The organism is Holtiella tumoricola (genome assembly GCF_027857615.1).
In the GTDB taxonomy this organism is placed as follows: Bacteria; Bacillota; Clostridia; order Lachnospirales; family Cellulosilyticaceae; genus Holtiella; species Holtiella tumoricola.
Genome location: NZ_JAQIFT010000049.1, coordinates 41,759 through 68,159 on the forward strand (window position 1 = coordinate 41,759; position 26,401 = coordinate 68,159).

At 33.5% G+C, this 26,401-nt stretch carries 32 protein-coding genes; all 32 read left to right on the plus strand.

Annotation, left to right across the window (positions count from 1 at the left end):
- The first annotated feature begins 6 nt into the window (after nt 1–6).
- The 32 genes from fliG (at nt 7) to PBV87_RS14075 (ending at nt 26,386) form a co-directional block, all read left to right on the plus strand.
- The gene (gene fliG, locus PBV87_RS13920; protein WP_053983936.1) at nt 7–1,014 is read left to right on the plus strand and encodes a flagellar motor switch protein FliG; all 1,008 of its coding nucleotides are present in this window, start codon (nt 7–9) and stop codon (nt 1,012–1,014) included.
- Complete coding sequence (locus PBV87_RS13925; protein ID WP_271012662.1) at nt 1,007–1,747, plus strand: FliH/SctL family protein; 741 nt, start codon at nt 1,007–1,009, stop codon at nt 1,745–1,747. Before fliG ends, PBV87_RS13925 begins: the two co-directional genes overlap by 8 nt.
- A 6-nt stretch (nt 1,748–1,753) precedes the next feature.
- Nucleotides 1,754–3,049 carry a flagellar protein export ATPase FliI gene (fliI, locus tag PBV87_RS13930; protein WP_271012663.1) on the plus strand — a complete coding sequence of 432 codons (1,296 nt, stop codon included), beginning with the start codon at nt 1,754–1,756 and terminating at the stop codon, nt 3,047–3,049.
- A gap of 10 nt (nt 3,050–3,059) precedes the next feature.
- On the plus strand, nt 3,060–3,512 hold the full coding sequence (gene fliJ, locus PBV87_RS13935) for a flagellar export protein FliJ (RefSeq protein WP_053983933.1): 453 nt from the start codon (nt 3,060–3,062) through the stop codon (nt 3,510–3,512).
- Nucleotide 3,513: 1 nt separating this feature from the next.
- Nucleotides 3,514–4,209, plus strand: a complete 696-nt coding sequence (locus tag PBV87_RS13940) for a MotE family protein (RefSeq protein WP_271012664.1) — start codon at nt 3,514–3,516, stop codon at nt 4,207–4,209.
- 16 nt (nt 4,210–4,225) lie between these two features.
- A complete protein-coding gene (locus PBV87_RS13945) occupies nt 4,226–5,503 on the plus strand; it encodes a flagellar hook-length control protein FliK (protein WP_271012665.1) in 1,278 nt (425 codons plus the stop codon).
- Nucleotides 5,504–5,512: 9 nt separating this feature from the next.
- Entirely contained in the window at nt 5,513–6,313 is an 801-nt protein-coding gene (locus PBV87_RS13950; protein WP_053983930.1) for a flagellar hook assembly protein FlgD, read from the plus strand.
- A 14-nt stretch (nt 6,314–6,327) separates the two neighbouring features.
- Entirely contained in the window at nt 6,328–7,710 is a 1,383-nt protein-coding gene (locus PBV87_RS13955; RefSeq protein ID WP_053983929.1) for a flagellar hook protein FlgE, read from the plus strand.
- Nucleotides 7,711–7,743: 33 nt separating this feature from the next.
- The gene (locus PBV87_RS13960; protein WP_053983928.1) at nt 7,744–7,932 is read left to right on the plus strand and encodes a flagellar FlbD family protein; all 189 of its coding nucleotides are present in this window, start codon (nt 7,744–7,746) and stop codon (nt 7,930–7,932) included.
- Nucleotides 7,933–7,950: 18 nt separating this feature from the next.
- Nucleotides 7,951–8,736, plus strand: a complete 786-nt coding sequence (locus tag PBV87_RS13965) for a motility protein A (protein ID WP_271012666.1) — start codon at nt 7,951–7,953, stop codon at nt 8,734–8,736.
- Nucleotides 8,737–8,749: 13 nt separating this feature from the next.
- A complete protein-coding gene (locus PBV87_RS13970) occupies nt 8,750–9,499 on the plus strand; it encodes an OmpA/MotB family protein (RefSeq protein ID WP_053983926.1) in 750 nt (249 codons plus the stop codon).
- Nucleotides 9,500–9,518: 19 nt separating this feature from the next.
- A complete protein-coding gene (locus tag PBV87_RS13975) occupies nt 9,519–9,974 on the plus strand; it encodes a flagellar basal body-associated FliL family protein (protein ID WP_271012667.1) in 456 nt (151 codons plus the stop codon).
- Between the two features lie 23 nt (nt 9,975–9,997).
- On the plus strand, nt 9,998–10,984 hold the full coding sequence (gene fliM / locus PBV87_RS13980; RefSeq protein WP_271012668.1) for a flagellar motor switch protein FliM: 987 nt from the start codon (nt 9,998–10,000) through the stop codon (nt 10,982–10,984).
- On the plus strand, nt 10,984–12,270 hold the full coding sequence (gene fliY / locus PBV87_RS13985; RefSeq protein ID WP_271012669.1) for a flagellar motor switch phosphatase FliY: 1,287 nt from the start codon (nt 10,984–10,986) through the stop codon (nt 12,268–12,270). The genes fliM and fliY overlap by 1 nt, the downstream gene beginning before the upstream one ends.
- Before the next feature lie 12 nt (nt 12,271–12,282).
- A complete protein-coding gene (locus tag PBV87_RS13990; protein WP_053983922.1) occupies nt 12,283–12,645 on the plus strand; it encodes a response regulator in 363 nt (120 codons plus the stop codon).
- Between the two features lie 4 nt (nt 12,646–12,649).
- A complete protein-coding gene (locus PBV87_RS13995; RefSeq protein WP_271012670.1) occupies nt 12,650–13,012 on the plus strand; it encodes a flagellar biosynthetic protein FliO in 363 nt (120 codons plus the stop codon).
- Nucleotides 12,999–13,781: a flagellar type III secretion system pore protein FliP gene (gene fliP / locus PBV87_RS14000; protein WP_330680432.1), complete on the plus strand. Its 783-nt coding sequence runs from the start codon at nt 12,999–13,001 to the stop codon at nt 13,779–13,781. Before PBV87_RS13995 ends, fliP begins: the two co-directional genes overlap by 14 nt.
- Before the next feature lie 10 nt (nt 13,782–13,791).
- Nucleotides 13,792–14,055: a flagellar biosynthesis protein FliQ gene (gene fliQ / locus PBV87_RS14005; protein ID WP_053983919.1), complete on the plus strand. Its 264-nt coding sequence runs from the start codon at nt 13,792–13,794 to the stop codon at nt 14,053–14,055.
- A 10-nt stretch (nt 14,056–14,065) separates the two neighbouring features.
- Complete coding sequence (gene fliR / locus PBV87_RS14010; protein ID WP_271012671.1) at nt 14,066–14,854, plus strand: flagellar biosynthetic protein FliR; 789 nt, start codon at nt 14,066–14,068, stop codon at nt 14,852–14,854.
- An 11-nt stretch (nt 14,855–14,865) separates the two neighbouring features.
- Nucleotides 14,866–15,972, plus strand: coding sequence for a flagellar biosynthesis protein FlhB (gene flhB / locus PBV87_RS14015; protein WP_242847657.1), 1,107 nt, complete (start codon nt 14,866–14,868; stop codon nt 15,970–15,972).
- Nucleotides 15,972–18,011, plus strand: coding sequence for a flagellar biosynthesis protein FlhA (gene flhA, locus PBV87_RS14020; RefSeq protein WP_053983916.1), 2,040 nt, complete (start codon nt 15,972–15,974; stop codon nt 18,009–18,011). The genes flhB and flhA overlap by 1 nt, the downstream gene beginning before the upstream one ends.
- Nucleotides 18,008–19,150, plus strand: a complete 1,143-nt coding sequence (gene flhF, locus PBV87_RS14025; RefSeq protein ID WP_053983915.1) for a flagellar biosynthesis protein FlhF — start codon at nt 18,008–18,010, stop codon at nt 19,148–19,150. The genes flhA and flhF overlap by 4 nt, the downstream gene beginning before the upstream one ends.
- A complete protein-coding gene (locus PBV87_RS14030; protein WP_271012672.1) occupies nt 19,143–20,006 on the plus strand; it encodes a MinD/ParA family protein in 864 nt (287 codons plus the stop codon). Before flhF ends, PBV87_RS14030 begins: the two co-directional genes overlap by 8 nt.
- Nucleotides 20,007–20,118: 112 nt before the next feature.
- A complete protein-coding gene (locus PBV87_RS14035) occupies nt 20,119–20,724 on the plus strand; it encodes a CheB methylesterase domain-containing protein (protein ID WP_053983913.1) in 606 nt (201 codons plus the stop codon).
- A gap of 4 nt (nt 20,725–20,728) precedes the next feature.
- Nucleotides 20,729–22,777 (plus strand): chemotaxis protein CheA, encoded by a 2,049-nt coding sequence (locus tag PBV87_RS14040; RefSeq protein WP_271012673.1) that lies wholly within the window; start codon nt 20,729–20,731, stop codon nt 22,775–22,777.
- A gap of 12 nt (nt 22,778–22,789) precedes the next feature.
- Nucleotides 22,790–23,245 carry a chemotaxis protein CheW gene (locus PBV87_RS14045; protein WP_053983911.1) on the plus strand — a complete coding sequence of 152 codons (456 nt, stop codon included), beginning with the start codon at nt 22,790–22,792 and terminating at the stop codon, nt 23,243–23,245.
- Between the two features lie 18 nt (nt 23,246–23,263).
- Nucleotides 23,264–23,890 (plus strand): chemotaxis protein CheC, encoded by a 627-nt coding sequence (locus PBV87_RS14050; protein ID WP_053983910.1) that lies wholly within the window; start codon nt 23,264–23,266, stop codon nt 23,888–23,890.
- Nucleotides 23,883–24,371 carry a chemotaxis protein CheD gene (locus PBV87_RS14055; RefSeq protein ID WP_053983909.1) on the plus strand — a complete coding sequence of 163 codons (489 nt, stop codon included), beginning with the start codon at nt 23,883–23,885 and terminating at the stop codon, nt 24,369–24,371. Before PBV87_RS14050 ends, PBV87_RS14055 begins: the two co-directional genes overlap by 8 nt.
- 27 nt (nt 24,372–24,398) lie before the next feature.
- The gene (locus PBV87_RS14060) at nt 24,399–25,148 is read left to right on the plus strand and encodes a FliA/WhiG family RNA polymerase sigma factor (RefSeq protein ID WP_053983908.1); all 750 of its coding nucleotides are present in this window, start codon (nt 24,399–24,401) and stop codon (nt 25,146–25,148) included.
- Between the two features lie 16 nt (nt 25,149–25,164).
- Nucleotides 25,165–25,482: a hypothetical protein gene (locus PBV87_RS14065; RefSeq protein WP_271012674.1), complete on the plus strand. Its 318-nt coding sequence runs from the start codon at nt 25,165–25,167 to the stop codon at nt 25,480–25,482.
- An 18-nt stretch (nt 25,483–25,500) separates the two neighbouring features.
- Nucleotides 25,501–25,932, plus strand: a complete 432-nt coding sequence (locus PBV87_RS14070; protein WP_271012675.1) for a DUF6115 domain-containing protein — start codon at nt 25,501–25,503, stop codon at nt 25,930–25,932.
- 4 nt (nt 25,933–25,936) lie between these two features.
- Complete coding sequence (locus tag PBV87_RS14075) at nt 25,937–26,386, plus strand: hypothetical protein (RefSeq protein ID WP_271012676.1); 450 nt, start codon at nt 25,937–25,939, stop codon at nt 26,384–26,386.
- The last annotated feature ends 15 nt before the right edge of the window (nt 26,387–26,401 follow it).

Sequence of the window (26,401 nt, forward strand, 5' to 3'; positions counted from 1 at the left end):
TAAGAGATGGCGGGAACACAATATTCAAGTAAGCAAAAAGCAGCTATGTTGCTTATTGCTTTAGGGCCAGAAAAATCTTCTAAGATTTTTAAACATCTAAAAGAAGAAGAAATAGAAGAGCTTACATTAGAAATAGCAAGTATACATTCTGTTTCACCAAAAGCAAAAGAAGAAGTATTGCAAGAATTTTATGAAATTTGCTTAGCGCAAGAATATATTGCAGAGGGTGGAATTGGTTATGCAAAACAAGTTCTTGAACAAGCCTTAGGTGCTGAAAAAGCAGTTGAAGTGATTAATCGATTAACCGTATCTTTACAAGTAAGACCGTTTGAATTTGCACGTAAAACAGATGCTTCTCAACTTGTTAATTTCATTCAAAATGAACATCCACAAACGATTGCATTAATTCTTTCTTATTTAAAACCATCTCAAGCATCTGCAATTTTGACATCTTTACCAGTTGAAATGCAAGCAGATACAGCAAGAAGGATTGCAGTAATGGATAGAGCAGCACCAGATCTTATTAATGAAGTAGAGAAGGAACTAGAAAAACGTCTTTCTACATTAGTATCTGATGATTATGCAACCATTGGTGGTATTGATTCAATCGTAGAAATTATTAATCAAGTAGACCGAGCAACTGAGAAAAATATTATGGAAAGTTTAGAAATAGAAGATCCAGAACTTGCAGAAACAATTAGAAAACGTATGTTTGTATTTGAAGATATTTCGATGCTGGATCCAAGATCTATTCAACGTGTACTTCGTGAAGTGGATAATCATGAATTAGCCATTGCACTTAAAGGTGCGACAGCTAATGTTAAAGCATTAATACTTGGTAACGTATCCAAACGTCTTGCTTCTATGATTGAAGAGGATCTTGAGTTTATGGGACCAAAGCGTGTTAAAGAAATTGAAGAAGCACAACAAAAAATCGTTAATATTATTCGTAAGCTAGAAGATGCAGGCGAGATTGTTATTTCACGTGGGGCAGGTGATGAGGTCATTGTCTAGTATTATTAAAAATTATAGAACTTTACAAGGTAATATTATTTCAATAGGAAAAGAACAATCTTATTTGCAAGTAGAAACAAACAGTTCTTCAACTGCTATAGCAGTTGAAGAACCTGTAGAACAGATAGATTTAGCTTTCTTAGAAGAGGAGGCTAAAAAAGAAGCAATGAAAATTGTACAAGATGCCGAACTAAAGGCAAAGGCAATACTTGAACAAGCACAAGTAGAAATAGCTACAATGAAACAAAATATTGAAGCTGAAACTACGGCTTACAGAACACAAATTAATGAAGAAATTCATATGAAGCAGTTGCAAGCGCAAGAAGAAGTAGATAGCCTTATAAAAGCAGCTTATTTAGAAAAAGAAAATATTATTAAGCAAGCAGAACCAGAGATTGTAGAGCTAGTAGCAGCGCTTGTACATAAAATTGTAGACTTTAAATTAATTAGTGGAATAGAATGGCTAACTTTATTTGTAAAACAAGCTATAGAAAAAGAGCAGTTTAAAGAAAAGGTTCAAGTTATTGTTGCTTCAAAAATGTTAGAAGAAAATGAAGAGGCTTTACAAGAAGCTTTTAAACATTTACCAGTGGAAGTTGAATTGATTTGTGATAGTCGATTGAGCTGTACAAGTTGTAAAGTTGAATCATCTAAAGGTGGTATTACATACGACATAAAAGAAGGTCTTCAAAAAATGTTAGATGAGTTACAGCTTTTATGCATTAAGGGGTGAGACGACATGAATTTGGATAAGTATAAACAGCTCATGGATACACCTCTATGGACTTATACGGGTATAGTAACAAAAGTTGTAGGGATGGCTGTAGAATCGTTAGGTCCCAAAGTTAATATTGGAACATTATGTACGATTACAGGTTCTAGTAATGAAGAACTATTAGCTGAAGTAGTAGGTTTTAATGGTGAAAATATTTTGCTGATGCCATTAGGTGATTTATCAGGAGTAGGGCCTGGGTGTATTGTAAAATCGACAGGAGAAAAACTTCAGATAAAAGTTACCAATGATTTATTAGGACAAGTTGTAGATTGGCAAGCCAATCCATTAGATGAAACACCTATCTTGAATGGTGTAAAAGTACCTCTTGAAAATACAGCACCTAATCCCCTTACAAGAAATCGTATACATGAACAGATGACGCTAGGTGTAAAAGCTATAGATGGTATGCTTAGTGTAGGTAAAGGGCAACGTATGGGGATATTTGCAGGGAGTGGTGTAGGTAAAAGTACGCTGATGGGTATGATTGCGAGAAATGCACTTTCAGATATTAATGTCATTGCATTAATAGGTGAACGTGGTAGAGAGGTAAGAGAATTTATTGAAAAAGACTTACAAGAGGCAGGTCTTAAACGTTCAATTGTTGTTGTAGCAACTTCAGATCAGCCTGCTCTCGTGCGTTTTAAAGCAGCTCAAACAGCTACTGCAATCGCTGAATATTTTAGAGATCAAGGACAGGATGTACTACTTCTTATGGATTCTTTAACACGTTTTGCAATGGCACAACGTGAAATTGGACTTTCTATAGGGGAACCTCCTGTATCAAGAGGCTATACACCTTCAGTATTTGGAACACTTCCAAAACTATTAGAACGAGCAGGCTATTCAGATAAAGGAAGTATTACAGGACTTTATACTGTTTTAGTAGATGGTGATGACTTCAATGAACCAGTAACAGATACTGCACGTGGTATTTTAGATGGACATATTTTACTTTCAAGAAAACTTGCTCATAAAGGTCACTATCCAGCAATTGATGTACTTGGAAGTATTTCTAGGGTTATGGGTGATATTACAACAAAAGAACACCGTCAAATGGCAGTCGAAGTAAAAAAACACTTAGCCATTTATACAGATGCGGAAGACCTTATCAATGTAGGGGCTTATAAAGAAGGCAGTAATCCGGAAATTGATATGGCCATTTCTAAAATTAGTAGTATTAAGGACTTTTTAACACAAGCTACTCATGACCAATTTACGAAGGAAGAGACATTGGCTTATATGCAGGCTATTGTTGGCTAAGGAGTAGGAAATGTCGAAGTTTAAATTTACTTTAGAACCTATTTTATCACTTAGACAAAATACTGAAGATTTATGTAAGAGAGAGCTGGGTATTTGTTTAAATGAAAAAGCTAAATTAGATGAACAGTATGAAAAACTTATAGCTGTTAGAAATGAAATATTAGAAGCTATGAGGCCTGAAAATAATCAGGTATTAGATATTGAAAGACTTAAATACTATAAGTCTTATGATGAAACTATAAAAATGCAACAGATGCAACTTGCGAAAATGCTTAGGCAACTAGAAGAAACTATTGATGAAAAGAAAGAAGCGCTAAAAGAAGCTGTAAAAGAAAAAAAAATCTTAGAGAATCTAAAAGAACTTCATTATGCAGATTTTATTGAAGTGTGTAAAAAAGAAGAGCAGCAATTAGTTGATGAGTTAGTAGCTTATAAATATTCGCAAAAGGATGAGGGGGAATAAAATGCCAGAGGCAATAAGAGGGGCAAGACAGAAAAAGAAAAAAGGTTTATTAAAAGGAATCATTGCTCTTACTATAGTTGTATTAATAGGCGGAGGGCTTTATATCAATAGATCAAAGATTGCTCCCATTGTTAAAAACATTCCTATACTGAATCAAATTTTTAAAACTGAAATAGGAACCCAAGATCCTTATGATATGCTTTCAAAAGAAGAGCTTAAACAAAAACTATTAACTACAGAAGAAGTTCTGGCTAATGAACAGCTTAAAGTAGTTAATCTAGAAAATGAAACAACTCTTTTGAATAATAAGATTAATGCACTTAAACAATATGAAGAAAATTATAATGCCTTTATTGCTCAAAAAAATGAGTGGGACAAAAAAGTAGCAGAGGAAAATCCAGAACTTTTCAAGGAACAATTTGAAGCAACTTATAAGGATACAGCAGAACTCATTTATAGAGAATTAAAAGGAGAAGAAATACTTAATAAAGAACAAAAAGAAGTTGCAAAGACAATTGGGCAAATGAGTGCTAAAGAAGCAGCAGCAGCACTTACAAAACTGCTATCAACAGATACAGAACTGGTGAAAAATATCTTGAAAAATATGAAGAGTGATCAGCAGGCAAAAATCTTAAATGAAATGAGTGCAACAACAGCAGCCCAAGTTATTAAACTCATTGCACCGAGTCAAAATTAAGGGAAGGGGGCAAGCAATGAATACTTTAATTGGAATGTTAGCACCTAATATGAATACTAAAGAAGTATTAGGAAATCAGTTTAAGACAGGAGAGACTAACTCAAAAGATAATTTCGCTAAGACAATGGATAAGACGCAATCTAGTGTTGAAAGACCTAAAAATGAAGATCAAACACTGTCACAAAGTAAAGTGAATAAAACAAATCAAACTTATAAAAGGGTAGACTCTGTAGTTAAAGAGAAGCTAGAAAATCAGAAAGAACAAGTAGATGTCAATGAAAATGTTGCAGTATTAATGATGAATTTACTTGAAAGTCAACTTAATTTAACAACAGATGAATTGACAAAGCTTTTAGAAGAACAAGGGATTACAGTTATGGATCTGACAGACCAAGATACCTTTAGGACATTTGTTATGGATGCATTAGGTGAAGATGAGATGTCACTTTTAAGTGGTGAAGTTGATTTAAAAGCTTTAAGTAAATTATTTGAGGACATAAAGACTATTCAATCAACATACTATACGGAAAATAAAGTGATTACTGAAGAAACAATGGTGAGTCAAGGCGAAGTTATTCAAAATACTCAAGTTATAGTAGAGGCTAATCCAAGACAAGAAGAAAAAATATTATCTAATGGAGTAACACCAGAAATATTAGAAGCAACCCAGGCAGTAGATAAAATCAGTGATAAGGAAGAACATTTAGCAGTAGCTAAAATAGATGTAAAGGTGACAGGCGAAGTAGAAGAACTACTAAACGTATCTGAAGTATCTATGACCTTACCAATCCAAGAACTTTCTAAGCAACCAGGAATTGAGTTTTGGCAAAATGATCTATCAACACTTACAACAGAAACAAAAGCTTCAATAGAAATGCCTATTCATAGCCAAGTACTTGAAAAGATTTATTATTCTAAACTTGAATCATTAAAAGAATTAGAAATGCAATTAGCACCTAAAGAGCTAGGTAAACTTACTTTTAAAATGATTGAGCAAAATGGTGTTGTAACTGCTCACATTAAAGTAGAACAAGATAAAACCAAAGATTTAATCTTAGAACATCTTATGGAACTTCAAGAAGGACTAGAAAGCCAAGGACTTGTCATTCAAGATGTTCAAGTTGAGGTAAAAAAAGATACTCATCATTCTCAAATGGAGATGGAAAAGCAAAAATCTGCAAAACGTATTCAAGAACTTATTGCTAAACAAATGGATGAGATATTAGCAGAAAATCAAATAGACTCGGTAGCATCTAAAAGTTTAACAAGTTTAGAATTAGATTATGAAGTATAGGGGGAAAAGATGAGTTCATTAAATATAGTTTCACCAAATAGTGAGAACATACAATTAGGAGATGGGGGGCGTGTAATTAATCAAGAGTTGAATAAAGATATGTTTATGCAACTTCTTGTAACACAGCTCCAGTATCAAGATCCACTAAACCCAATGGACAATCAAGAAATGATGGCACAAGTTGCTCAATTTACAGCTTTAGAACAGATGAAGAATGTTGCAGATACTGTAAATAAGCAGCTTGCTCATAGTATGATTGGAAGTTATGTTCAATATACATATAAAAATACAGAAACAGGACAAACAGAATTACTTCTTGGAAGAGTTGACTATGTTAAAAATAAAGGGAGTAATACACTCATTGGCATAGGTAGCCATGAAGTAGAGCTATCAGATATCCAAGAAGTTATTGATCCTTCAAATATTCAAGCAAATTCTTCAGCATTTGACCTTATTGGTAAAACAGTTCAAGGTACTATGGAAGTTAAGAATGAAACAGGTATCTATGAAAATGTTGTTATAGAAGGACGTGTGTTAGAAGTGCGTATGAAAGATGGCAATTCTTATATCGTTGTAGGGAATGGTGAACAAGCAGTTGAACTAGAATTAGATAATGTTCAAAATATTGTTGAAGTACCTTCAATTACAGATAAATGGGCATCAGCTACAATTCAAGATAAAGAGGGCAATGAACAAGAACTTACAGGTATTGTAGAATATGTAGTAGTTACAAAATCAGATACTTATGCTTGTATTGATGGCAAATATGTACCATTTAAACAAATTAATTTAATTAAAGAGGCAAAATAAGGAGGAATAAGGGTATGATGCGTTCAATGTATTCAGGTGTATCAGGTCTTCGTGTACACCAGACAAAGATGGATGTTATTGGTAATAATATAGCAAATGTTAATACAGTAGGGTATAAATCACAACGTGTAACATTTGGAGATGTTTTCTCACAAACACTTCAAAGTGGTACATCAGCAAGTGATGAAACAGGTCGTGGAGGACGTAACCCAATGCAAGTTGGTCTAGGGGTTAATGTATCCTCAATTGATATTTTAATGACACCTGGTGCAGCACAAAGAACAGATAACCCATTTGACTTAATGGTAGATGGTGATGGCTTTATTGTTGTAAGCGATGATTCGGGTACATATTTTACACGTGCAGGTGCATTAAGACAAGATGAAGAAGGAAATTTAGTTATTCCAAATGGAATGAAAGTTATGGGGTGGCCAGCAAGTAAAGATGGAACAGATATTGAAAGAGGAGAAGTACAGCCTATTGTACTTACAGATCCATCTAATAGTACAGCCAAACCAGAGACAACGACTTCAGTAGAATTAAGCGGAAACTTAGATAAAAATAAGTCTCCTATAGATACACAGATTAAAATGTACGATTCATTAGGAAATCTATATACAACACCTATTAGCCTAACATTTGACAATGGTCAGTGGACACTAGAGCCTAAGGGGGAAAAGATTACAGGTAAAGATGGAGAGTTTGTTATTTTGACAGATACAAATAAAAATCAGTATGCTGTGCCTATTGGTAATGTATTTAAAGAGGCGGAAGCTGGTTTTTATGGGATCAAGTTCTCATTTACGGAAAAAGGTGAATTAGATGCGAGCAAGGATAAACTAGTAGGAGCTACAGTTGATGAAAAAGGTAATGTAAGCTTTGATTTAGCAAAAATTGACTTAACAAAAGCTATTGATCCTGAGACAGGTAAAGATAAACCTCTTAATGCAACAGTGGGTTCTGAAGTAGGTGTAAATATTAATATTACAAATCTTACACAATATAATTCAAAAACTACTGTTGACCCTAAAACGAAGGATGGTAAAGCGCCAGGTGCAATGACCGGTTTTGAAGTAGGAGGCGATGGTAAAATTGTAGCACATTATGATAATGGAACAACTAAGTTACTTGGGCAGATAGTTGTAGCAAACTTTGATAACCCAGCAGGACTTCAAAAAGTAGGAGATAGTTTATTCCAATCTACAGCAAACTCAGGAGACTTTGATAATATTGGGATGGCAGCTAACTTCCAAGCTGGTGTACTTGAAATGTCAAACGTAGATCTATCACAAGAGTTTACAGAAATGATTACAACACAAAGAGGTTTCCAAGCTAACTCACGTATTATTTCTGTATCAGATGAAATGTTACAAGAACTTGTAAATCTAAAACGATAAGACATAATTAGGGGAAATAAGTGAGGTCATAAAATGATTACATTAACAAAGCTTAATGGGGCAAACTTTTCACTTAATGCAGAATTGATTGAATCAATTGAGACAACCCCAGATACAGTAATTACAACACAGACTGGTAAAAAATATGTGGTTCAAGAATCGGAAGAGATAGTAATACAGAAAGTTATTACCTATAAGCGACTTATTTATATACCAGTCTAAGATAAAAGAGGTGGTTAGATGGATATTTCAACAATAGTAGGGTTGGTACTTGGGCTTGTATTTGTTATTATATCAATCCTTTTAAATGGGAGGATAAGTCTATTCTTTGACTTACCTTCTGTTATGATTGTAGTAGGGGGATCAATATCAGCATTATTAATTGCATACCCTCTTCCAAAATTTCTTGAAGGGCTAAAAACAGTTAAACATGCATTTTCTAATGTTGAATTAGATGCAACAGGTCTTATTCAACAAATTAATGAACTGGCTTTAGCGGCAAGAAAAGAAGGGCTACTTGCACTTGAAGAAATGGCTCAAAAAATGGATGATCCTTTCCTTAAAAAAGGTATTTTACTTATTGTAGATGGAACCGATCCAGAACTTGTAAGAAGTATTATGGAAACAGAATTAACATTTATTGAATCTAGACATAAAGATAATCAAGGATTCTGGAGTACATTTGCAGAATTTGGACCTGCATGGGGGATGATTGGAACACTTATTGGACTTATAGCCATGCTTGATTCTCTTGATGATCCATCAACAATTGGTCCTAAAATGGGCGTGGCCTTAATTACAACATTGTATGGTTCCATGATAGCAAACTTCTTTGCTACTCCAGTTGCAAATAAATTAAAGGTAAGAAGTAATGATGAGTTACTTTTAAAACAGGTAATGATAGAGGGGCTCCTATCGATTCAAGCAGGTGAAAATCCTCGTGTTATTGAAGAGAAATTAAAGGCCTTTTTATCACCATCAGTAAGAAATAGTTTTAGCGATGAGAATATAAATGCTGAAAACTAGAAGGAGATAAATCATGAAAAGAAAAGAGGATGAACCTAAAAAGGGTGCACCAGCATATATGAATACCTATGGTGATATGATGACCCTTCTTCTAACTTTCTTTGTATTAATGTTTTCTATGTCTACTATAGATTCAGCTAAATTTAAAGCATTTATTGAATCTTTTCAAGGATCATCAGGTATTTTAGATGGTGGAGAAGTGATTTTAAATGATAATGGAATGTTAGGTAATGGTATTCAACAGTTCCCTGTCAATCAACAAATGGTTTCAGTAAGTGACTTTGAAAATTATCAGCAGATCAAAGAGTTACAAGGGATTAAAGAAAATTTAGAAGAGTTTATATATGAAGAAAAGCTTCAAGATAAAGTTGGTGTTGAACATAAAGGGGATGCTATTATTGTCAGCTTTGAAGATGTTCTCTTATTTGAAACTGGAAAAGCAGATTTAAAACCTGAAGCACAAGAAGTTTTAAGAACTTTGGGTGAAGGTTTACTTTCTTATATTGATAAAGGCTATAAGATTAGTTTAGAAGGGCATACAGATAATCTGCCAATTCGTACGCCACAATTTCCAAGTAACTGGGAACTTTCAGCAGCACGTGCTATTGCTGTAGCAAAATTCTTTGTTGCTGATATGAACTTCTCACCAGAAACTGTTTCAGCAGAAGGGTATGGTGAATATAGACCAATTGCAACAAATGATACACCAGAAGGTAGATCTGCTAATAGACGTGTTGAGCTTAAGCTTACAAAGGAAAATTAGAGAATAAAGGTGGAACGAGATGGATAAAAAATTTAAGATTTTTGTAATTATATCAATCATTATCTTAACGTTTGTTACAGTGGCAGGTGGTGTAACTGTATTTATGATGATGAATGATGCTAAAAAAGAAACATCTTCAGAAGAAAAGGTCAATAAAAGTGCACTTGCTATTGTCTATTTGGATGAATCAGTTAATGCAAATCTAAAAATGGATAAAGATAATATTCCGCATATTGCACGTGTATCATTAGGATTTGAAATTAATACAAAAGATAAAGATTACAAGACTTTTACAGTAGATTTTACAGAAAAACAAATCATTGTTCGTGATAAAATTATTTCATTAATTAGAAGTCAAACGTATAATGAGTTAGAAAAAGATAAACTTGGACAAATGATAAAAAAAGAAATTAATGCTTTATTAGGTACAGAAATTATACAAACTGTTTACTTTAGTGATTTCTTTGTACAATAAGAGACGAGTAAGGAGGTGAAACGATGAGTGAAATACTCTCACAAAGTGAAATTGATGATTTGTTTAAGGCCTTAACCTCTGGTGAGATAGATGTTGAAGAAATCAAAGAAGATAGGAAAAAACAAATCATTAAACCTTATGACTTCACCAGACCGTCTAAGTTTTCAAAAGAACAACTTAGAACACTAGAGATTATATGCGAAAACTATGCAAGATTAATCTCTACATATTTATCAGGGTATTTACGTAACTTAGTGCCGGTTGAAGTCATTAATGCTGAGGCGATTACTTACTCAGAGTTTACAAATTCATTAAGTAATCCAGTTATTTTATCAATTATAGATTTCTCACCTCTATCGGGTTCAGTTATTTTAGAACTTTCACCTAATATGGGCTATGCGATTATTGACCGCGTCCTTGGTGGTAGTGGAAGTTCTATGAGCAGAATAAGAGAGTTCACAGAAATTGAACGTATTATATTAGAAAAGATGTTTGCACAATTTGCAAATCTTTTAATTGAACCATGGGAAAATGTAGTAGAACTTTCTCCTATGCTTGAAAAGATTGAAACAAACTCCCAAGTTGCACAAATTATTTCACCTAATGAGATGGTGGCCCTTATTACATTTAACATTAAGTTAGGAAATGTAGAAGGCATGCTTAATCTGTGTATTCCTCATATTGTAATCGAACCAATAATGGATAAATTAAATACAAGATTTTGGTTTGCACAAAACGAGCGTGTACATAATCATGAGTATGAAAAAAATATTGAACATATGATTCAATATACAAAAATGCCAATCAAAGCTGTTCTTGGTAAAACCCATATAACAGTGCAAGAGTTTCTTGAACTACAAACACAAGATATTATTAGTTTAGATAAAGATATCGAATCAGATATCGATCTTTATGTAGGCCAATTATTAAAATTTAAAGGGCAAGTGGGAACATATAAAAATAAATCAGCAGTTAAGATTACAGAAGTAATAAAGAGGGAGGATGACTAATGACAGGAGAAATGCTTTCCCAAGAAGAAATTAATGCATTACTAGGAGGGTTAGTCTCAAATGATGAAATATCATCTGGTAGCGATGAGGTATTAACACCAGAAGAGATTGATGCATTAGGAGAAATAGGAAATATTAGTATGGGGACAGCAGCAACAACTTTGTTTGCTCTTTTAAATCATAAAGTTATGATTACAACACCTATTGTTGAGGTAATGACTCTAGAAAGTTTTAAGAGTCAAGTAACAGATGATTTAATTGCTGTTTCAGTCGGTTATACAGAAGGATTAACGGGAACAAACCTTATGATTTTAAACCAAAATGATGTTAAAATCATAGCAGATTTAATGATGGGAGGACCAGGTCAAGCATCAGATGAACCTATTTCGGAACTTCATTTGAGTGCGATAGCAGAAGCAATGAATCAAATGATAGGTTCATCTTCTACATCATTATCTCAAATGTTTTCAAAGAAAATTGATATTAGTCCATCGGAAGCCATTCAATTGAATTATGCTCAAGAGGAACTAGTAAAGATTTTAGGTAGTGCAGATCCAATTGTAAAAATTTCATTTAGGATGCAAGTAGAAGAAAATATCATTGATAGTCAATTGATGCAAGTATTACCAATTAAATTTGCAAAAAGCTTAGTAAGTAATTTATTTGCTGGAAGTATGGAAGCTGATATTCAAGTAGAAGCAACACAAGCAGTGACAGAAGATGTACAGCAACCATCATCATATATAGAATCTGTAAGTCATAATGAATCAATGCCAAGTGCTACAGAACCAATGCCACAAGTAATGGCAAATGAGTATGGACAAGCAGGAAGCAGCTATCCACAACAAGGTTACCCACACATGGGCTATCCTCAACCAGGCTATGCTCAACCTGATTATTCCCAACAAATGGGGAGCTATCCAAACCAAATGCCAAATTATGGTGTACCTGAAGTAAGACCTACACAAACACTACGTGATATAGAAGTTCAAAAACCAGAGTTCCCGAACTTTGGAGCACCTCAACAAGTCTATCCAAAAGAAAATATGGATGTACTTATGGATGTTTCTTTAGAAGTATCTGTTGAGCTAGGGCGTACACAAAAGAAAATTAAAGAAATTTTAGAATTTGGTCCTGGAAGCGTTGTTGAACTTGACCATATAGCAGGTGAACCCGTAAATGTACTTGTAAATGGCAAGTTCATTGCTAAAGGTGAAGTCGTTGTGATTGACGAAAACTTTGGTATTCGTATTACAGATATCATAAACCCAGAAAGTAGAATTTAGGAGGAAAAAATTATGGCAAACCGCGTATTAATTGTAGACGATGCAGCATTTATGAGAATGATGATTAAGGACATTTTATCAAAAAATGGGTATGAAGTAGTAGGAGAAGCAGAAAATGGTGTAAAAGCTATTGAAAAGTATAAAGAACTTACACCAGACTTAGTTCTCATGGATATTACAATGCCAGAGATGGATGGTATTCAAGCAGTAAAAAATATTAAAGCTATAGATGGAAATGCAAAAGTAATCATGTGTTCAGCAATGGGACAACAAGCAATGGTTATTGAATCTATTCAAGCAGGAGCAAAAGACTTTATTGTTAAACCATTCCAAGCAGAACGTGTACTTGAAGCTGTTAGAAAAGTAGTAGGCTAAGTATATGAACAATGGAGGGTTTTTCAGTGCAGTAGTAGAGCTTGTGACATTGGTTATAATATTTGTTGGAGTACTTGCATTGACGTATTTTGTAACAAAAAAAATTGCACAGGTTAAACAAGGTGGACAAAAGACAAAAAACCTTCAAATGATAGAAGTCTTACAAATAGGACAAGGTCAATGCTTATCTATTGTAAGAACAGGAAAAACTTATCATCTTATAGGAAGTACAAAAGAAGGAATTAGTTATTGCAAGGAATTAGATCCAAATGACTTGCAGTTGGATGCTTACAAGGAGTCTAGTTTTAATGAGTATTTAGCTCATTTTAAGCAAGATCATGAGGAGACACAAAATGAAAATAAATAAGAAAACTTTTAAGTACTTAATATTAACAATGATAATAGGGATGTGTTGCTTTGAAGCAACACATCTTTATGCTAGTAGCGTATCATTACCAAGTATTTCTCTTGAGGTAGGTACGGCAGATAGCCCTTTAGAGCTTAGCCAAAGTTTACAAATGCTTTTTATCTTAACCATATTGGCATTAGCACCATCTATCTTAATTATGATGACATCCTTTACCCGTATTATTATTTCATTGCACTTTTTAAAGTCAGCGATGGGGACACAACAGATGCCACCTAATCAAGTCATTATTGGACTTGCACTTTTTCTTACATTCTTTGTAATGAGTCCAGTGGCAACCCAAATCAATGAAACAGCATTAAAGCCATATGAAGCAAAACAAATTACACAAGAGGAAGCAGTAGAAAGAGGACTTGTACCTATTAAAGAATTTATGCTTCGTCAGACACGTGATGAAGATATAAAACTTTTTATGGATCTATCAGGTAGGGAGCCCCTTGCAACAGATGCACAGATTGCCCAGGAGTTACCAATGCATGTTATTGTACCAGCTTTTATGATTAGTGAGCTTAGAGCTGGATTTATAATAGGCTTTTTAATTTACATACCATTTATTGTTATGGATATGGTTGTTGCATCCACGTTAATGAGTATGGGGATGATGATGTTACCACCAGCTACTATAGCTCTACCATTTAAAATTTTATTATTTATTCTAGTCGATGGATGGAATTTACTTATTGGACAATTGATCCAAACATTTAGATAGAGGTGACAATATGGAACAATTAGTATTAGATGTAATGCGTGAGGCAATTATGACCATGATAAAAGTTTCAGCGCCAACGTTACTTGTCGCCTTAGTCATTGGTTTGGTAGTCAGTATTTTTCAAACGGCGACATCTATTCAAGAACAAACTTTAGCGTTTATACCTAAAATTCTAGGTGTATTTTTAGCGATTATTATTTTTGGATCTTGGATTATGACTACTTTAGTGAATTTTATAACACGTTTATTTGCAAGTTTCAATCAGTTTTTATAGGTGAATCATTATGTTACTTAATACATTAGCTATATTACAACATTTACCTGTGACACTATTAATTTTTTGTAGAATTTTGTTTGCTATACACGTTATGCCTATTACTTTAGAGGCAAAGATACCAGCTATTTTTAAAGCAGGCTTATCCTTGTTTTTAACACTTATAGTCTATAATACTGTGCCTGTACAATTAGATGTCACACATCTATCTATTGTAGGTTACTTTATATGGGTGATAAAAGAATGTATAGTAGGTCTTGTTTTAGGTTTTGCAGTATCACTTTTTTTCCAGCTTTATCATTTCGTAGGACAGATGATAAGTATGCAGGGTGGGCTTAGTATGAGTAATTTATTTGACCCAACAAGTGGAACACAAACGCCTTTAATTGGGCGTTTTTACTATTTAGCATTCTCTACACTTTTTGTGGCATCAGGAGGATTTCACTGGTTTATACGAGGGTTAGTAGAATCTTTTCAAATGATTCCTGTCACTCAAGCTGTATTTAGTGAAGAATTAGTCTTTACAATGATTCAAGCAGGAAGTATTTTCTTTGAACTTAGTTTTAAATTAGCAAGTCCAATTATAGGTGTTATTTTTATAGTAGACTGTGGCCTAGGTATACTTGCTAGAACAGTTCCTCAAATGAATATGTTTGTTATAGGTATACCATTAAAAGTAGTTATTTTATTAGTGTTGCTATTTATTACAGTTGGTTTGATGCCAGTCTATAATACTTTTTTAAATGACTATATTATGGAGATTTTTTATAGTGTTCAGCAGGGGATGGTACCAAGATGACGAATATAAGGATGAATTTAGACTTACAATTTTTTGGGGCAGAGTCAGATGGTAGGACAGAAAAAGCAACACCTAAAAAGCGTGAAGATGCAAGAAAAAAGGGGCAGGTTGCTAAAAGTACAGAACTTAATACAGCCTTTCTACTTTTAGCCTTTTTTGCAGGTATGAAGTTTCTTGGTGATTATTATATGAACCAATTTAATCAAGGGCTTACAAAAAGTTTTACCGCTATTCCAGAACTTCTACAAAATTTTGAAGGAAGTAGTCTTTTGAAGGTAATAGGGCAAGGCATTATACAGATTATTATTATAAGTGGACCGTTATGGCTTTTATTATTTGTTGCCGCATTGGTTGTGTCTATAGGACAGGTAGGTTATAAACCTACATTTAAACCGCTAGCGCCAAAGTTTAATAAAATGAATCCACTGAACGGTTTAAAGCGTATCGTATCTAAAGATATGTTAGTTGAACTTTTAAAAAGTATAGCAAAAGTTATTTTCTTAGGAAGTATTTTTCTTATGGTTATAAAAGATGAGATTAATGTATTCTATAAATTTTATGATATGACAATGATGCAGATTTTAACAAATACAGCTGGTGTTTTATTAAAAGTAGGATTTTATGTAGGCGGCGCTTTTATTTTTGTAGCTATTGTTGATTATGGTTATCAGAAGTATAAACATGAAGATAGCTTAAAAATGACGAAACAAGAGATTAAAGATGAATATAAACAAGCAGAGGGAGATCCTCAGGTTAAAGGTAAAATTAAACAAAAGATGCGTGAGATGTCTATGAAACGAATGATGCAATCTATTCCAGAAGCAGATGTTATCATTACAAACCCAACACATTTTGCTATAGCTATTCAATATGATCCAGAAAAAAATGTGGCACCTATAGTTGTAGCCAAAGGGGTAGATTATGTAGCAGCTAAAATTAAGGAAAAGGCAAAAGAACATCATGTTGAAATTGTAGAAAATAGACCTTTAGCCAGAGCCCTATACTATACAGTAGACTTAGGACAACAAATTCCAGCAGAGCTCTATAATGCCGTAGCGGAAGTTTTAGCCTTTGTTTATAGCTTAGATAAGCAAAAGAAAAGTAGGAGGAAAAACTAGTGAAATTTAAATCCGGAGATATTATATTAGGATTATTTGTAGTTGGGATTTTATTTTTAATTATTATTCCACTACCAGAGTGGATACTTAGTATCTTTTTAATCCTTAATATTTCAATTGCGGCCATGCTCTTATTAAGTGCACTCTTTTCAAAAGAAGCCTTAGATTTATCTCTATTTCCTACCATATTATTAATTACAACTGTATTTAGATTAGGTCTTAATATTTCTTCAACAAGGCTTATTTTAAGAGATGCAGACGCAGGGGCGGTAGTCGATGCATTTGGATCATTCGTAGCAGGTGGGGACATAATCATTGGAGCGATTATCTTCCTCATTATTTCTATTATTAACTTTTTAGTTATTACAAAAGGCTCTGAGCGTGTAGCTGAAGTATCTGCACGTTTTACTTTAGATGCGATGCCAGGTAAGCAAATGGCTATTGATGCAGATCTTAATTCAGGGTTTATTGATGAGACCACAGCTAAAATGCGAAGACAAAAAATACAAGATGAAGCAAGCTTCTTCGGAGCAATGGATGGGGCATCAAAATTTGTAAAGAATGATGCTGTTGCAGGGCTTATTATTTCCTTTATTAATATTGGTGGAGGTATTATTTTAGGTGTTGCTATGAAAGGTATGCCATTTATGGAGGCACTTAATAAATACACAATTCTTACGATAGGAGATGGTTTAGTTAGTGCTATTCCAGCACTTTTTATTTCTATAGCAACAGGGGTACTGGTAACGAAGAATAATCAAGAAGGTCCTATGAGTGAAGCATTGTTTGGACAAATTGTTCAATCACCTATGGTACTTTACATAGTAGGTGCTGTTATTGTAGCACTAGGGGCTTTTACACCAATGGGTTTATTACTTACAGTACCAATTGCAGGGCTTTGGCTCTTATTAGGGTATTATCTAATGAATAAAAATAAAGAAAAAGCTGTTGAAGAAGAAATTGCTACAGAAGACGTTTTAGCAGATGAAATTAGAAAGCCAGAAAATGTTATGGGTCTTTTACAAGTCGATCCAATAGAGCTTGTATTTGGATATGGGATTATTCCTCTTGCAGATGTCAATCAAGGTGGGGATTTATTTGATAGGGTTGTTATGATCAGACGTCAAATAGCCTTAGAACTTGGTGCAATTGTGCCAATCATTAGGTTAAGAGATAATATTCAGCTTCCTCCTAATACATATAGTATCAAGATTAAAGGAACAGAAGTTGCACGTGGAGAGATCTTATTTGACCATTATATGGCTATGAATCCCGGTTATGTAGAAGATGAGATTGATGGTATTGAAACAAGAGAACCAGCTTTTGGTCTTCCAGCACTTTGGATTACAGAATCACAAAGAGAAAAAGCGGAGATTAAAGGGTATACAGTAGTAGATTGTCCATCTATTATTGCAACACATTTAACAGAAATTATTAAAAAGCATTTAGCAGAATTATTAAGTCGTCAAGATGTTCAAACACTTTTAGATAATGTATCAGAAAGTCATTCTGCGCTTATTAGTGAGTTAACACCAAAATTACTTGGGCTTGGAGAAATTCAAAAGGTGCTTGCAAATCTACTTTCTGAAGGGGTATCGATTAGAGACTTAGTAAGCATTTGTGAAATCTTAGCTGATTATGCACCCACTATTCGTGATACAGATGTATTAACGGAATATGTAAGACAAGGATTAGCACGTGCAATTTCTAAAAAGATATTTACACAACCAACCAATCAGGTTATTACATTAGACCCAGCTGTAGAGCAGATGATAATGGATAGTGTTCAGCATACAGAACAAGGTTCATATGTAGCATTAGATCCAAGAACACTACAAGATGTTGTGGGAAGTTTAAAACGTGAAGTGATGAAACTAACCAATGTAGGCTTACAACCTGTACTTTTAACATCACCTATTGTACGTATTTACTTTAAGCATTTAATTAATCAGTATATGCCTGATTTAACCATTATTTCATATAACGAAATTGACCAAAGTGTTGAAATTCAATCTATAGGAATGGTGAGTGCATCATGAGAATACTAAAAATTAAAGGAAAAGATGAACAGACAGTTTTAGCGCAAATAAAAAAAGAATACGGGGAAGATACCGTTATCATTAGTACACAACTTGAAAAACAACAAGGTATGATGGGCTTTTTTAAAAAGCCCACATGCAGTATAACCATTGCAGTACAAGATGAAGAGGAAATAGAGGAAAAGCCAACAAGCGTTTCAGATAACTATGTAGAAGAAACAAAAGGAATGTTTGATTATCTAAAAAATCAAATAGACTTTATCAAAAAGGATATAGCAAAGGTTAAAGACTTATCTGAGACTAAGCAAGTTGCTATGAGAGATACGTCGTTAGTAGGTGAAAAGACGCAAGTAAGCATTACACAAGGTGGGAGCCTCTACAACATTATGAAAGAGAAGCTAACCCGTGAAGGTATTCAAGAAGATGTAGTGGCTCATATTGTCTCAGGACTTGAAGATGAAGAAAATTTAGAAATCGTAGCTAGAAAACTTTATGAGCAAATGGATGAAATCATGCCTACTGCAAATCTATCTAAAGAACTTCCAAAGGTTATTGTATTTATTGGTTCGACAGGTGTTGGTAAAACAACAACGATAGCGAAGTTAACCGCAGATTATGTTATGAATAAAAGAAAAAAAGTTGCCCTTTTTACTGCAGATACCTATAGAATCGCAGCCATTGAGCAACTAAAAACATATGCTGAAATATTAGATGTGCCGATTGAAGTCATCTATTCAGAGAATGATTTAGATGTAGCTCTTGAAAAATGGAAAGATAGTGACCATATTTTTATTGATACTGCAGGACGTTCTCATAAGAATAAAGAACAAATAGAAGACTTAGCGAGGTTGCTACAAAGTATTGGAGAAAAGCAAGTCTACTTAGTATTAAATGTTAATACCAATTATAAAGATGTGAAACATATTGTAGATGTTTATAAGGAGTTTGCAGGATCCTTCCAACTCATTATTACCAAGCTAGATGAAACGGATGAAATCGGAAATTTGATGAATATTGTAGCCTATGCTAAAAGTCCAATCTCTTATGTTACTGATGGACAGAATGTACCAGATGATATTAGAACGTTTGATTGTGATGAGTATGTCAAGGCTCTATTAGGGAGGATAAATCATGAATGATCAAGCACAAGCGTTAAGAGACTTAGTTTCTAAAAAAAATCAGCCCATGCAAAAAATGAAAATTATAACGGTTACAAGTGGGAAAGGAGGCGTAGGCAAAAGTAATTTTACAACAAATCTTGCTCTAAGTTTAAAAGAATATGGTAAAACACCGGTTATTTTAGATGCAGATTTTGGTCTAGCCAATGTAGAAATTATATTAGGTCAACGTCCTAAGTACAATCTATCCCATCTTATTCATAAGAAGTGTACTTTTAGTGAATTAGTTTGTGAAAGTCAATATGGTATTCCTTTTATTTCAGGAGGATCAGGGGTTAAAGATATGCTCTTTTTGAGTCAAGATGAGATGGATACTATTGCAAATCAACTTACAGAACTAGAGCAAAGAACAGATTTACTTTTAATCGATACAGGTGCAGGGATTAATGAAATTGTATTGAAGTTTTGTCAGCTGGCAGATGAAGTCTATGTTATAGTCACACCAGAACCAGCTTCCATGACAGATGCCTATGCACTTATTAAAACATTAGTAAAAGATTTTTCACTTACACCACAATTTAATATTGTTATTAATAAGGCAATGAATAGAGAAGAAGCACATGATGTATATAGAAAGATGGCTTATGTAGTTAAAGAGTTTTTACAAGCATCTATTCGTTATGCAGGGTATATCCCTTATGATCCAAAACTGTTTGAAGCAGTAAAAAATCAAAGGCCTGTGATTCATTATGCACCAAAATGTTCAGCAAGCGAAGCCTATAAAGCCATTGGACGCTCTATATTGAATATGCCAGAACCAGAAAGAAGTTTAAAAACGAGTTGGTTAGATAAATTTAAAAAAGTCTTTTCGTCATGACCACGAAAAGACAAATTTTTCATCTTTCTCTCTCACTCTATAAAAAATGACATGTTATGCAACAGTGTGACAATGTATGATAAAGTTATAATATAGGTTAGGAGACACAAATATGAAAGGCATACAAAATCCTATTAAGAACTATGAATATATTGTAGCGATAGGGACCTCAACAGGAGGGCCTAAAGCATTAACAAAAGTTCTATCAGGTTTAGATAAAACGCTATCGGCAACATATGTTGTGGTACAGCATATGCCAGCTGGATTTACAAAATCTTTAGCTGAACGCCTCAATACATTAAGTGATCTCACCGTTAAGGAAGGGGAGAGTGACGAAAGATTACAACAAGGAACAGTTTATATTGCTCCGGGAGGGAAGCAATTAAAACTTAGAAATGTAAATCAGCTAGAACTTATTTTAACAGATGAAGAAGCTTATAAAGGGCATAAACCTTCGGTTAATGTGATGCTAAATTCACTTCAAATCTTGCCTCCTCATCAGAAACTCATTGTAGTTATTATGACAGGGATGGGAAGCGATGGACTAGAAGGGGTTCAATTATTAAAAAAAGATAAAAATATGACAGTTATTGCACAAGATGAAACTACAAGTACAGTGTTTGGCATGCCAAAAGCAATTGTACAGGCAGAGCTTGCAAATTACATTGTACCGGTTGATGAAATTGCAAAGACTATAAAAACAATAATGGGGGAATAAGATTATGGACATGAGTCAATATTTACAGATTTTTATTGAAGAATCTAATGATAATTTACAAAGCTTAAATGAGCATTTATTAAATTTAGAACATACACCAGATGATGCTCAAATATTAAATGAAATTTTTAGAGTAGCACATACTTTAAAAGGTATGGCAGGTACAATGGGCTATGTAAAAATGCAAAAACTTACACATAATATAGAAAATGTATTATCAGATATCAGAAGTGGGAAAATTCATGTGAATTCAGATATGCTGGATATATTATTCCAGTGCTTAGATGCATTAGAAAACTATGTAGATGAGATTGTAAGAACAGGTCAAGAAGGCCATGAAGAGTATAGAGATTTAATGGAAGCACTTGAGCGTATTATTAATCAAAGTGCAAGTATAAAAGTAGAACAATCAGCTGTATCAACTAGTCAAGCGGAAACTTCAGTAGTTACTTCTATAGATTTAATGAACTTACCAGAAGCACCATTACATATAAAAGATGAAGCATTAAGACAAGGGCTTAATGTATATCAAATTAATATTCGTCTTTCTGCAAATTGTGTCTTAAAATCAGCACGTGCTTTTGTTATTTTTAAAGATTTAGAAACAATTGGAGAGGTAATCTATTCTAATCCGGAAGTACAAGATATTGAAGATGAAAAGTTTGAAGAAAGCTTTTCATTAGTCTTTATTACTCAAGAAGACAAAGAAATAGTTAAGAAAAAAATGCTAGATGTTATGGAAGTTGAAGAAGTTACTATAGGGGTATTTGAGCAAAGTGATAGTTCTGAAGTAGTATCTATTAGCCAAAAAGATGAAGAAGGAGCAGAAAGTGATAAGGCAGTAAAAACTGAACAAGCAGCTGTACAACAACAAAATGGGCAAGCTGCAAAAACTCAGCAAGTTGCTAATAAAAGTGTGCGTGTAAGTATTGAACGCCTTGATAACTTAATGAATTTAGTCAGTGAGCTTATTATTGTAAAAACCCAACTAGATGGTGCAAAAGGCCATGGACAAGATGAGCATGCAACCAACTATAATGATTCTATTGAATACTTAGAACGTATTACAGATAATCTTCATCAGGCAGTTATGAAAGTAAGAATGGTTCCAGTTGAATCTGTATTTAATCGTTTCCCACGTATGATTCGTGATGTATCTCGTAAACTAGGAAAAGATATTGAACTTGTAATGTCAGGGGAAGAAACTGAACTTGACCGTACAGTTATTGATGAGATTGGTGATCCACTTATTCATTTACTTAGAAATGCAGCCGACCATGGTCTCGAAACAACAGAAGAGCGTCGTAAGCTTGGAAAAGATCCAAAAGGAACAATTCGTTTGCAAGCCTATCAAGATGGCAACAGCGTTGTAATTGAAGTAAGCGATGACGGTAAAGGTATTAATATCGATAAAATACGAGAAAGTAGTATTAAAAAAGGTGTTATAACAAGAGAAGAAGCCTCAGCTTTAAGTGAACAAGAAGTATTAGAATTATTATTTAAACCAGGTTTTAGTACATCAAGTGAAATTACAGATTTGTCAGGTCGTGGTGTTGGTCTTGATGTTGTTAAAAGTAAGATTACAGGACTTGGTGGTCATGTAGAAGTAAAAACGGAGATTGGTCGTGGAAGTAAATTTATTGTTCGATTACCACTTACGCTTGCTATTATTCAAGCATTAATGGTTAAAATAGCAGATGAAAAATATGCTATTCCACTTAATAATATTCAAAATATTGAAGATGTAAGAAAAGAAGAGATTAAGTTTGTTCAAAATCAAGAAGTTATTGTTTTAAGAGAAGAAGTTATTCCTATTGTAAGGCTTCACAAATTATTGGATCTTGAACAAGAAGAACGAGATGTTATGATGATCGTTATTGTGAAAAAAGGTGAGAAACAAATAGGATTTATGATAGACTCTTTAATTGGGCAACAAGAGATTGTTATTAAACCACTTGGAAAATACTTAAGTCATATTAATATGATTGCTGGGGCAACAATTTTAGGAAATGGTGAAGTAGCACTTATTCTTGATGTAAATACTTTAGTATAGGGGGACAAAAGAATGAAAAATGAGTATACGATGAATAAACAATTTGTTGTATTTAAATTAGAACAACAATATTATGGAGTAGATATACAAATTGTTCAAATTATAGAACGTATGAAAAGCATTATGCGCGTACCTAAAGCATCAGCTTGTATAAAAGGGGTAATGAACTTACGTGGAGAAATTATTCCGGTAGTGGATATGCGTACAAAGTTTGGATTAGAAGCAAGAGCATACGATGAAGACACACGTATTATTATTGTAAAAATAGATGAAGATATGATAGGAATTATTGTAGATCAAGTAAAAGAGGTTATTGAACTTTCTAGTGAACAAATTGAAACGGTTCCCAATATGCAAGATAAAACAAATGCTAACCATGTTCAAGGTGTTGGTAAACTAAAAGAGGAAGATATGATTGTAACCTTACTCAACTTAGGAACGATTATTGAAGAGGCATTCGAAGTTTAAGAATGGGGGAAGCATAAAATGAACATTCTCAATGAAATCACACCTGAAAAAATAGACATGCTTCGCGAAGCAGGAAATATTGGGTCAGGCAATGCAGTCACATCACTCAGTACACTTCTAGGTCAATCCGTGGATATGAGTATTGCAACGGTTAATATCAAAAAAATTGAAGAGCTTAACCAGGTTCTTGGAGATGAAGAAAACTATATTGCAGCAATGTTAATAGAAGTTTATGGAGAATTAAAGGCCATGCTTTTACTTGCATTAGAAGCAGATAGTGCCTATGAACTGGTTAAGCGTATCTTACAAAAAGAAGGACTATGGAAAGAAGAATCAGATTTTAATGAATTTGATTACTCAGTATTAAGTGAGACGGGGAATATTTTAGCAGGAGCTTATTTAAATGCTCTAAGTACACTAGCTAACCTTGAACTGATACCATCGGTACCTCAAACGGTTATTGACATGGCAGGAGCTATTTTAAGCTTTACAGCTACAGAATTTACACAAGAAGAAAATGCCATGATGTTTATTGAAACAAAATTTAAAGATAGTGAAGAATTATTAAATGGAACTTATATACTGATTCTAAATCAAGCCTCTTTAGAACGTATAACAGATTCTTTAGGTAGATATTATGAATAATGATTATATAAAAGTTGGTATGGCAGATCTTAATGTAGCAAGTGCACCAGCAGTTTTAACTACATTAGGACTGGGATCTTGTGTTGGCATTGCACTTTATGATCCTGCCATCCAATTGGGGGGAATGGCTCATATTATGTTGCCAGATAGCACTCAAATTAGAAATAATGAAAATGAAGCAAAGTTTGCAGATACAGGCGTAAAAGCATTACTTAGTATAATGGAAGCTAAAGGTGCAAAACGTCACCGTCTTGTTGCAAAAATTGCTGGAGGTGCTCAAATGTTCTCTTTCCCTAATATGGATGAATCTATGCGAATAGGTGTACGTAATACAATTGCTGTTAAATCCCTGCTGGAACTGTATAAAATTCCTCTTTTAGGAGAAGAAACTGGAGAGAACTACGGGCGGACTATTGAGTTACATACAGAAACGGGAAAATTAGTTGTAAAAACCATTGGTCATGGTATAAAAGAAATTTAGCATTAACAAATTACGGGGGTTCTCAAGGTGGAAGAAAAAAATATAGAAGTATTGTGGAAAAAATATGAAAAGTCAAGAACACAAGAAATCAAACAAGCATTAATAGAACATTATGTGTATCTTGTAAAATTAGTAGCAGGGCGATTAAGTATTTACTTAAATCATTATGTGGATTTAGACGATTTATTAAGCTATGGTGTAATTGGCCTTATCGATGCTTTAGATAAATTTGATTCTGCAAAAAATGTTAAGTTTGAAACCTATGCTTCTTTACGCATAAGAGGTGCTATTTTAGATGAAATCAGAAAGTTAGATTGGGTTCCACGCAGTCTACGAAAGAAACAAAAAGATTTGAACAAGGTTTATTTTGAACTTGAGAATAAACTTGGGAGAACACCTACAGACGATGAAATTGCTAATACATTACAAATGACTAAAGAAGATTACTATGGACTTTTACAAGATACCAATATTGCAAATCTTGTATTTATAGAGGATTATGAGTTACAAGCATCTAGTGTAAAAGATGAAAAGAATGATATGCCCGATGAATATATGGAAAAGCAGGAGATCATGCTGAAACTTAAAGAGGCACTGGATGAATTACCTGAGCGTGAAAAGCGTGTAATTACATTTTATTATTTTGAAGAATTAACTTTGAAAGAAATTAGTAATATACTAGAAGTCTCTGAATCACGTGTTTCACAACTTCATACAAAAGGTGTTTCAAGATTAAAAGTGAAGTTAGCAAAATATCATTTAGCCTTACCTCTATAAAAAAGGAGTGATTTGTATGATAAGACCCATAGATACTCAAATTCTGTATCCCAATTCACCTGAACTTTCAAATAGACAACAAATAGATAATCAAAAACCTTATTTACAACAAGAACAATTTGCACAGCTTATGCAAAAAGAACAGTTAGCTAAACAAGAAAAAGTTCATAAGATGGAAAAAGGTCAAAAAGTACAAGATTCTCTCCAAGAAAAAAAGAATAAGCAACAGAAAGAACATAGTAAAAAAGATAATAACAAACAAAAAGTACATGAAAAGATAAAGCCACAATCTTTAAATGGATACAGTGAAAGTCAAATTGATATACGTATTTAAAAGAAGGAGGCAAATCAAATGGATATAACAAGTTTACCTTATCTTGGACTTTTATGGACAGGAGTAGGCTTCTTGTGTATATTAGTAGGCTTCTTTATATTTGCTTATCATGAAAATGAAGAATCAGACTATACAAGTATAAATACAAATAGTGCAGAGGAGCTATTTGCCTATTTCTTAGAAGAAGAAGAAAAGAAAAATGATGCATTACGCCAAAGTTTAAAAACTACAGATAAGGCACAAAGTCCTTCAGTCAATCAAAAAGACAAGGATAAAAACAAAGAAAAAGAAGAAATGAAAACAATAAAATCAACTCAAGATGATACTCATATCTATAAAGAAATTGAAAAGCTTTATAATAGTGGAGTATCGGTAGATGAAATTGCCAAAAAGCTAAATAAGGGTAAAGGAGAAATACAACTTATGATTTCTCTTTATTCTATGAGGTAGAACAATGAAAAAAAAGGAAAAGTTTATTTATTGGTTTATCGGTTTAGGGTGTGGCATCATGTTATCAGGAATTATAATTACTTTTATAGGACTTAATCTGAAAACCATAGAGAATCCAAATATTAACCAACAAAAAATAGTTGATGACTTACCCAATGAATCTATAATGGAAAAGCCAATAACAGAAGATAAAGAACGACAAGAAGTATCTGAAGTTGAACAAGAGGTAAGGGAATCTGCTTATAAATGGGTAAATATCCCGAGCGCATATAGTGCAACACAAATTAGCTATTTTCTAGAGACTGAAGGTATAGTGGATGATGGTGTAGCTTTTAGAAACTATATAGCAGAACAAAAAAAGACAACAAAGTTAAGAACAGGGAATCAATATTTACCTATGAATGGAGAATATGACGAGATTCTTAATATTTTGACAGCCCAACCTAGCAATTAAAAATAAAAAATAAGA

Bases quoted from the DNA above. Each gene is read 5' to 3' on its own strand.
- fliG (WP_053983936.1), top strand. From the start codon at position 7: ATGGCGGGAACACAATATTCAAGTAAGCAAAAAGCAGCTATGTTGCTT.
- fliI (WP_271012663.1), top strand. From the start codon at position 1,754: ATGAATTTGGATAAGTATAAACAGCTCATGGATACACCTCTATGGACT.
- fliJ (WP_053983933.1), top strand. From the start codon at position 3,060: ATGTCGAAGTTTAAATTTACTTTAGAACCTATTTTATCACTTAGACAA.
- PBV87_RS13940 (WP_271012664.1), top strand. From the start codon at position 3,514: ATGCCAGAGGCAATAAGAGGGGCAAGACAGAAAAAGAAAAAAGGTTTA.
- PBV87_RS13945 (WP_271012665.1), top strand. From the start codon at position 4,226: ATGAATACTTTAATTGGAATGTTAGCACCTAATATGAATACTAAAGAA.
- PBV87_RS13950 (WP_053983930.1), top strand. From the start codon at position 5,513: ATGAGTTCATTAAATATAGTTTCACCAAATAGTGAGAACATACAATTA.
- PBV87_RS13955 (WP_053983929.1), top strand. From the start codon at position 6,328: ATGATGCGTTCAATGTATTCAGGTGTATCAGGTCTTCGTGTACACCAG.
- PBV87_RS13960 (WP_053983928.1), top strand. From the start codon at position 7,744: ATGATTACATTAACAAAGCTTAATGGGGCAAACTTTTCACTTAATGCA.
- PBV87_RS13965 (WP_271012666.1), top strand. From the start codon at position 7,951: ATGGATATTTCAACAATAGTAGGGTTGGTACTTGGGCTTGTATTTGTT.
- PBV87_RS13970 (WP_053983926.1), top strand. From the start codon at position 8,750: ATGAAAAGAAAAGAGGATGAACCTAAAAAGGGTGCACCAGCATATATG.
- PBV87_RS13975 (WP_271012667.1), top strand. From the start codon at position 9,519: ATGGATAAAAAATTTAAGATTTTTGTAATTATATCAATCATTATCTTA.
- fliM (WP_271012668.1), top strand. From the start codon at position 9,998: ATGAGTGAAATACTCTCACAAAGTGAAATTGATGATTTGTTTAAGGCC.
- fliY (WP_271012669.1), top strand. From the start codon at position 10,984: ATGACAGGAGAAATGCTTTCCCAAGAAGAAATTAATGCATTACTAGGA.
- PBV87_RS13990 (WP_053983922.1), top strand. From the start codon at position 12,283: ATGGCAAACCGCGTATTAATTGTAGACGATGCAGCATTTATGAGAATG.
- PBV87_RS13995 (WP_271012670.1), top strand. From the start codon at position 12,650: ATGAACAATGGAGGGTTTTTCAGTGCAGTAGTAGAGCTTGTGACATTG.
- fliP (WP_330680432.1), top strand. From the start codon at position 12,999: ATGAAAATAAATAAGAAAACTTTTAAGTACTTAATATTAACAATGATA.
- fliQ (WP_053983919.1), top strand. From the start codon at position 13,792: ATGGAACAATTAGTATTAGATGTAATGCGTGAGGCAATTATGACCATG.
- fliR (WP_271012671.1), top strand. From the start codon at position 14,066: ATGTTACTTAATACATTAGCTATATTACAACATTTACCTGTGACACTA.
- flhB (WP_242847657.1), top strand. From the start codon at position 14,866: ATGAATTTAGACTTACAATTTTTTGGGGCAGAGTCAGATGGTAGGACA.
- flhF (WP_053983915.1), top strand. From the start codon at position 18,008: ATGAGAATACTAAAAATTAAAGGAAAAGATGAACAGACAGTTTTAGCG.
- PBV87_RS14030 (WP_271012672.1), top strand. From the start codon at position 19,143: ATGAATGATCAAGCACAAGCGTTAAGAGACTTAGTTTCTAAAAAAAAT.
- PBV87_RS14035 (WP_053983913.1), top strand. From the start codon at position 20,119: ATGAAAGGCATACAAAATCCTATTAAGAACTATGAATATATTGTAGCG.
- PBV87_RS14040 (WP_271012673.1), top strand. From the start codon at position 20,729: ATGGACATGAGTCAATATTTACAGATTTTTATTGAAGAATCTAATGAT.
- PBV87_RS14045 (WP_053983911.1), top strand. From the start codon at position 22,790: ATGAAAAATGAGTATACGATGAATAAACAATTTGTTGTATTTAAATTA.
- PBV87_RS14050 (WP_053983910.1), top strand. From the start codon at position 23,264: ATGAACATTCTCAATGAAATCACACCTGAAAAAATAGACATGCTTCGC.
- PBV87_RS14055 (WP_053983909.1), top strand. From the start codon at position 23,883: ATGAATAATGATTATATAAAAGTTGGTATGGCAGATCTTAATGTAGCA.
- PBV87_RS14065 (WP_271012674.1), top strand. From the start codon at position 25,165: ATGATAAGACCCATAGATACTCAAATTCTGTATCCCAATTCACCTGAA.
- PBV87_RS14070 (WP_271012675.1), top strand. From the start codon at position 25,501: ATGGATATAACAAGTTTACCTTATCTTGGACTTTTATGGACAGGAGTA.
- PBV87_RS14075 (WP_271012676.1), top strand. From the start codon at position 25,937: ATGAAAAAAAAGGAAAAGTTTATTTATTGGTTTATCGGTTTAGGGTGT.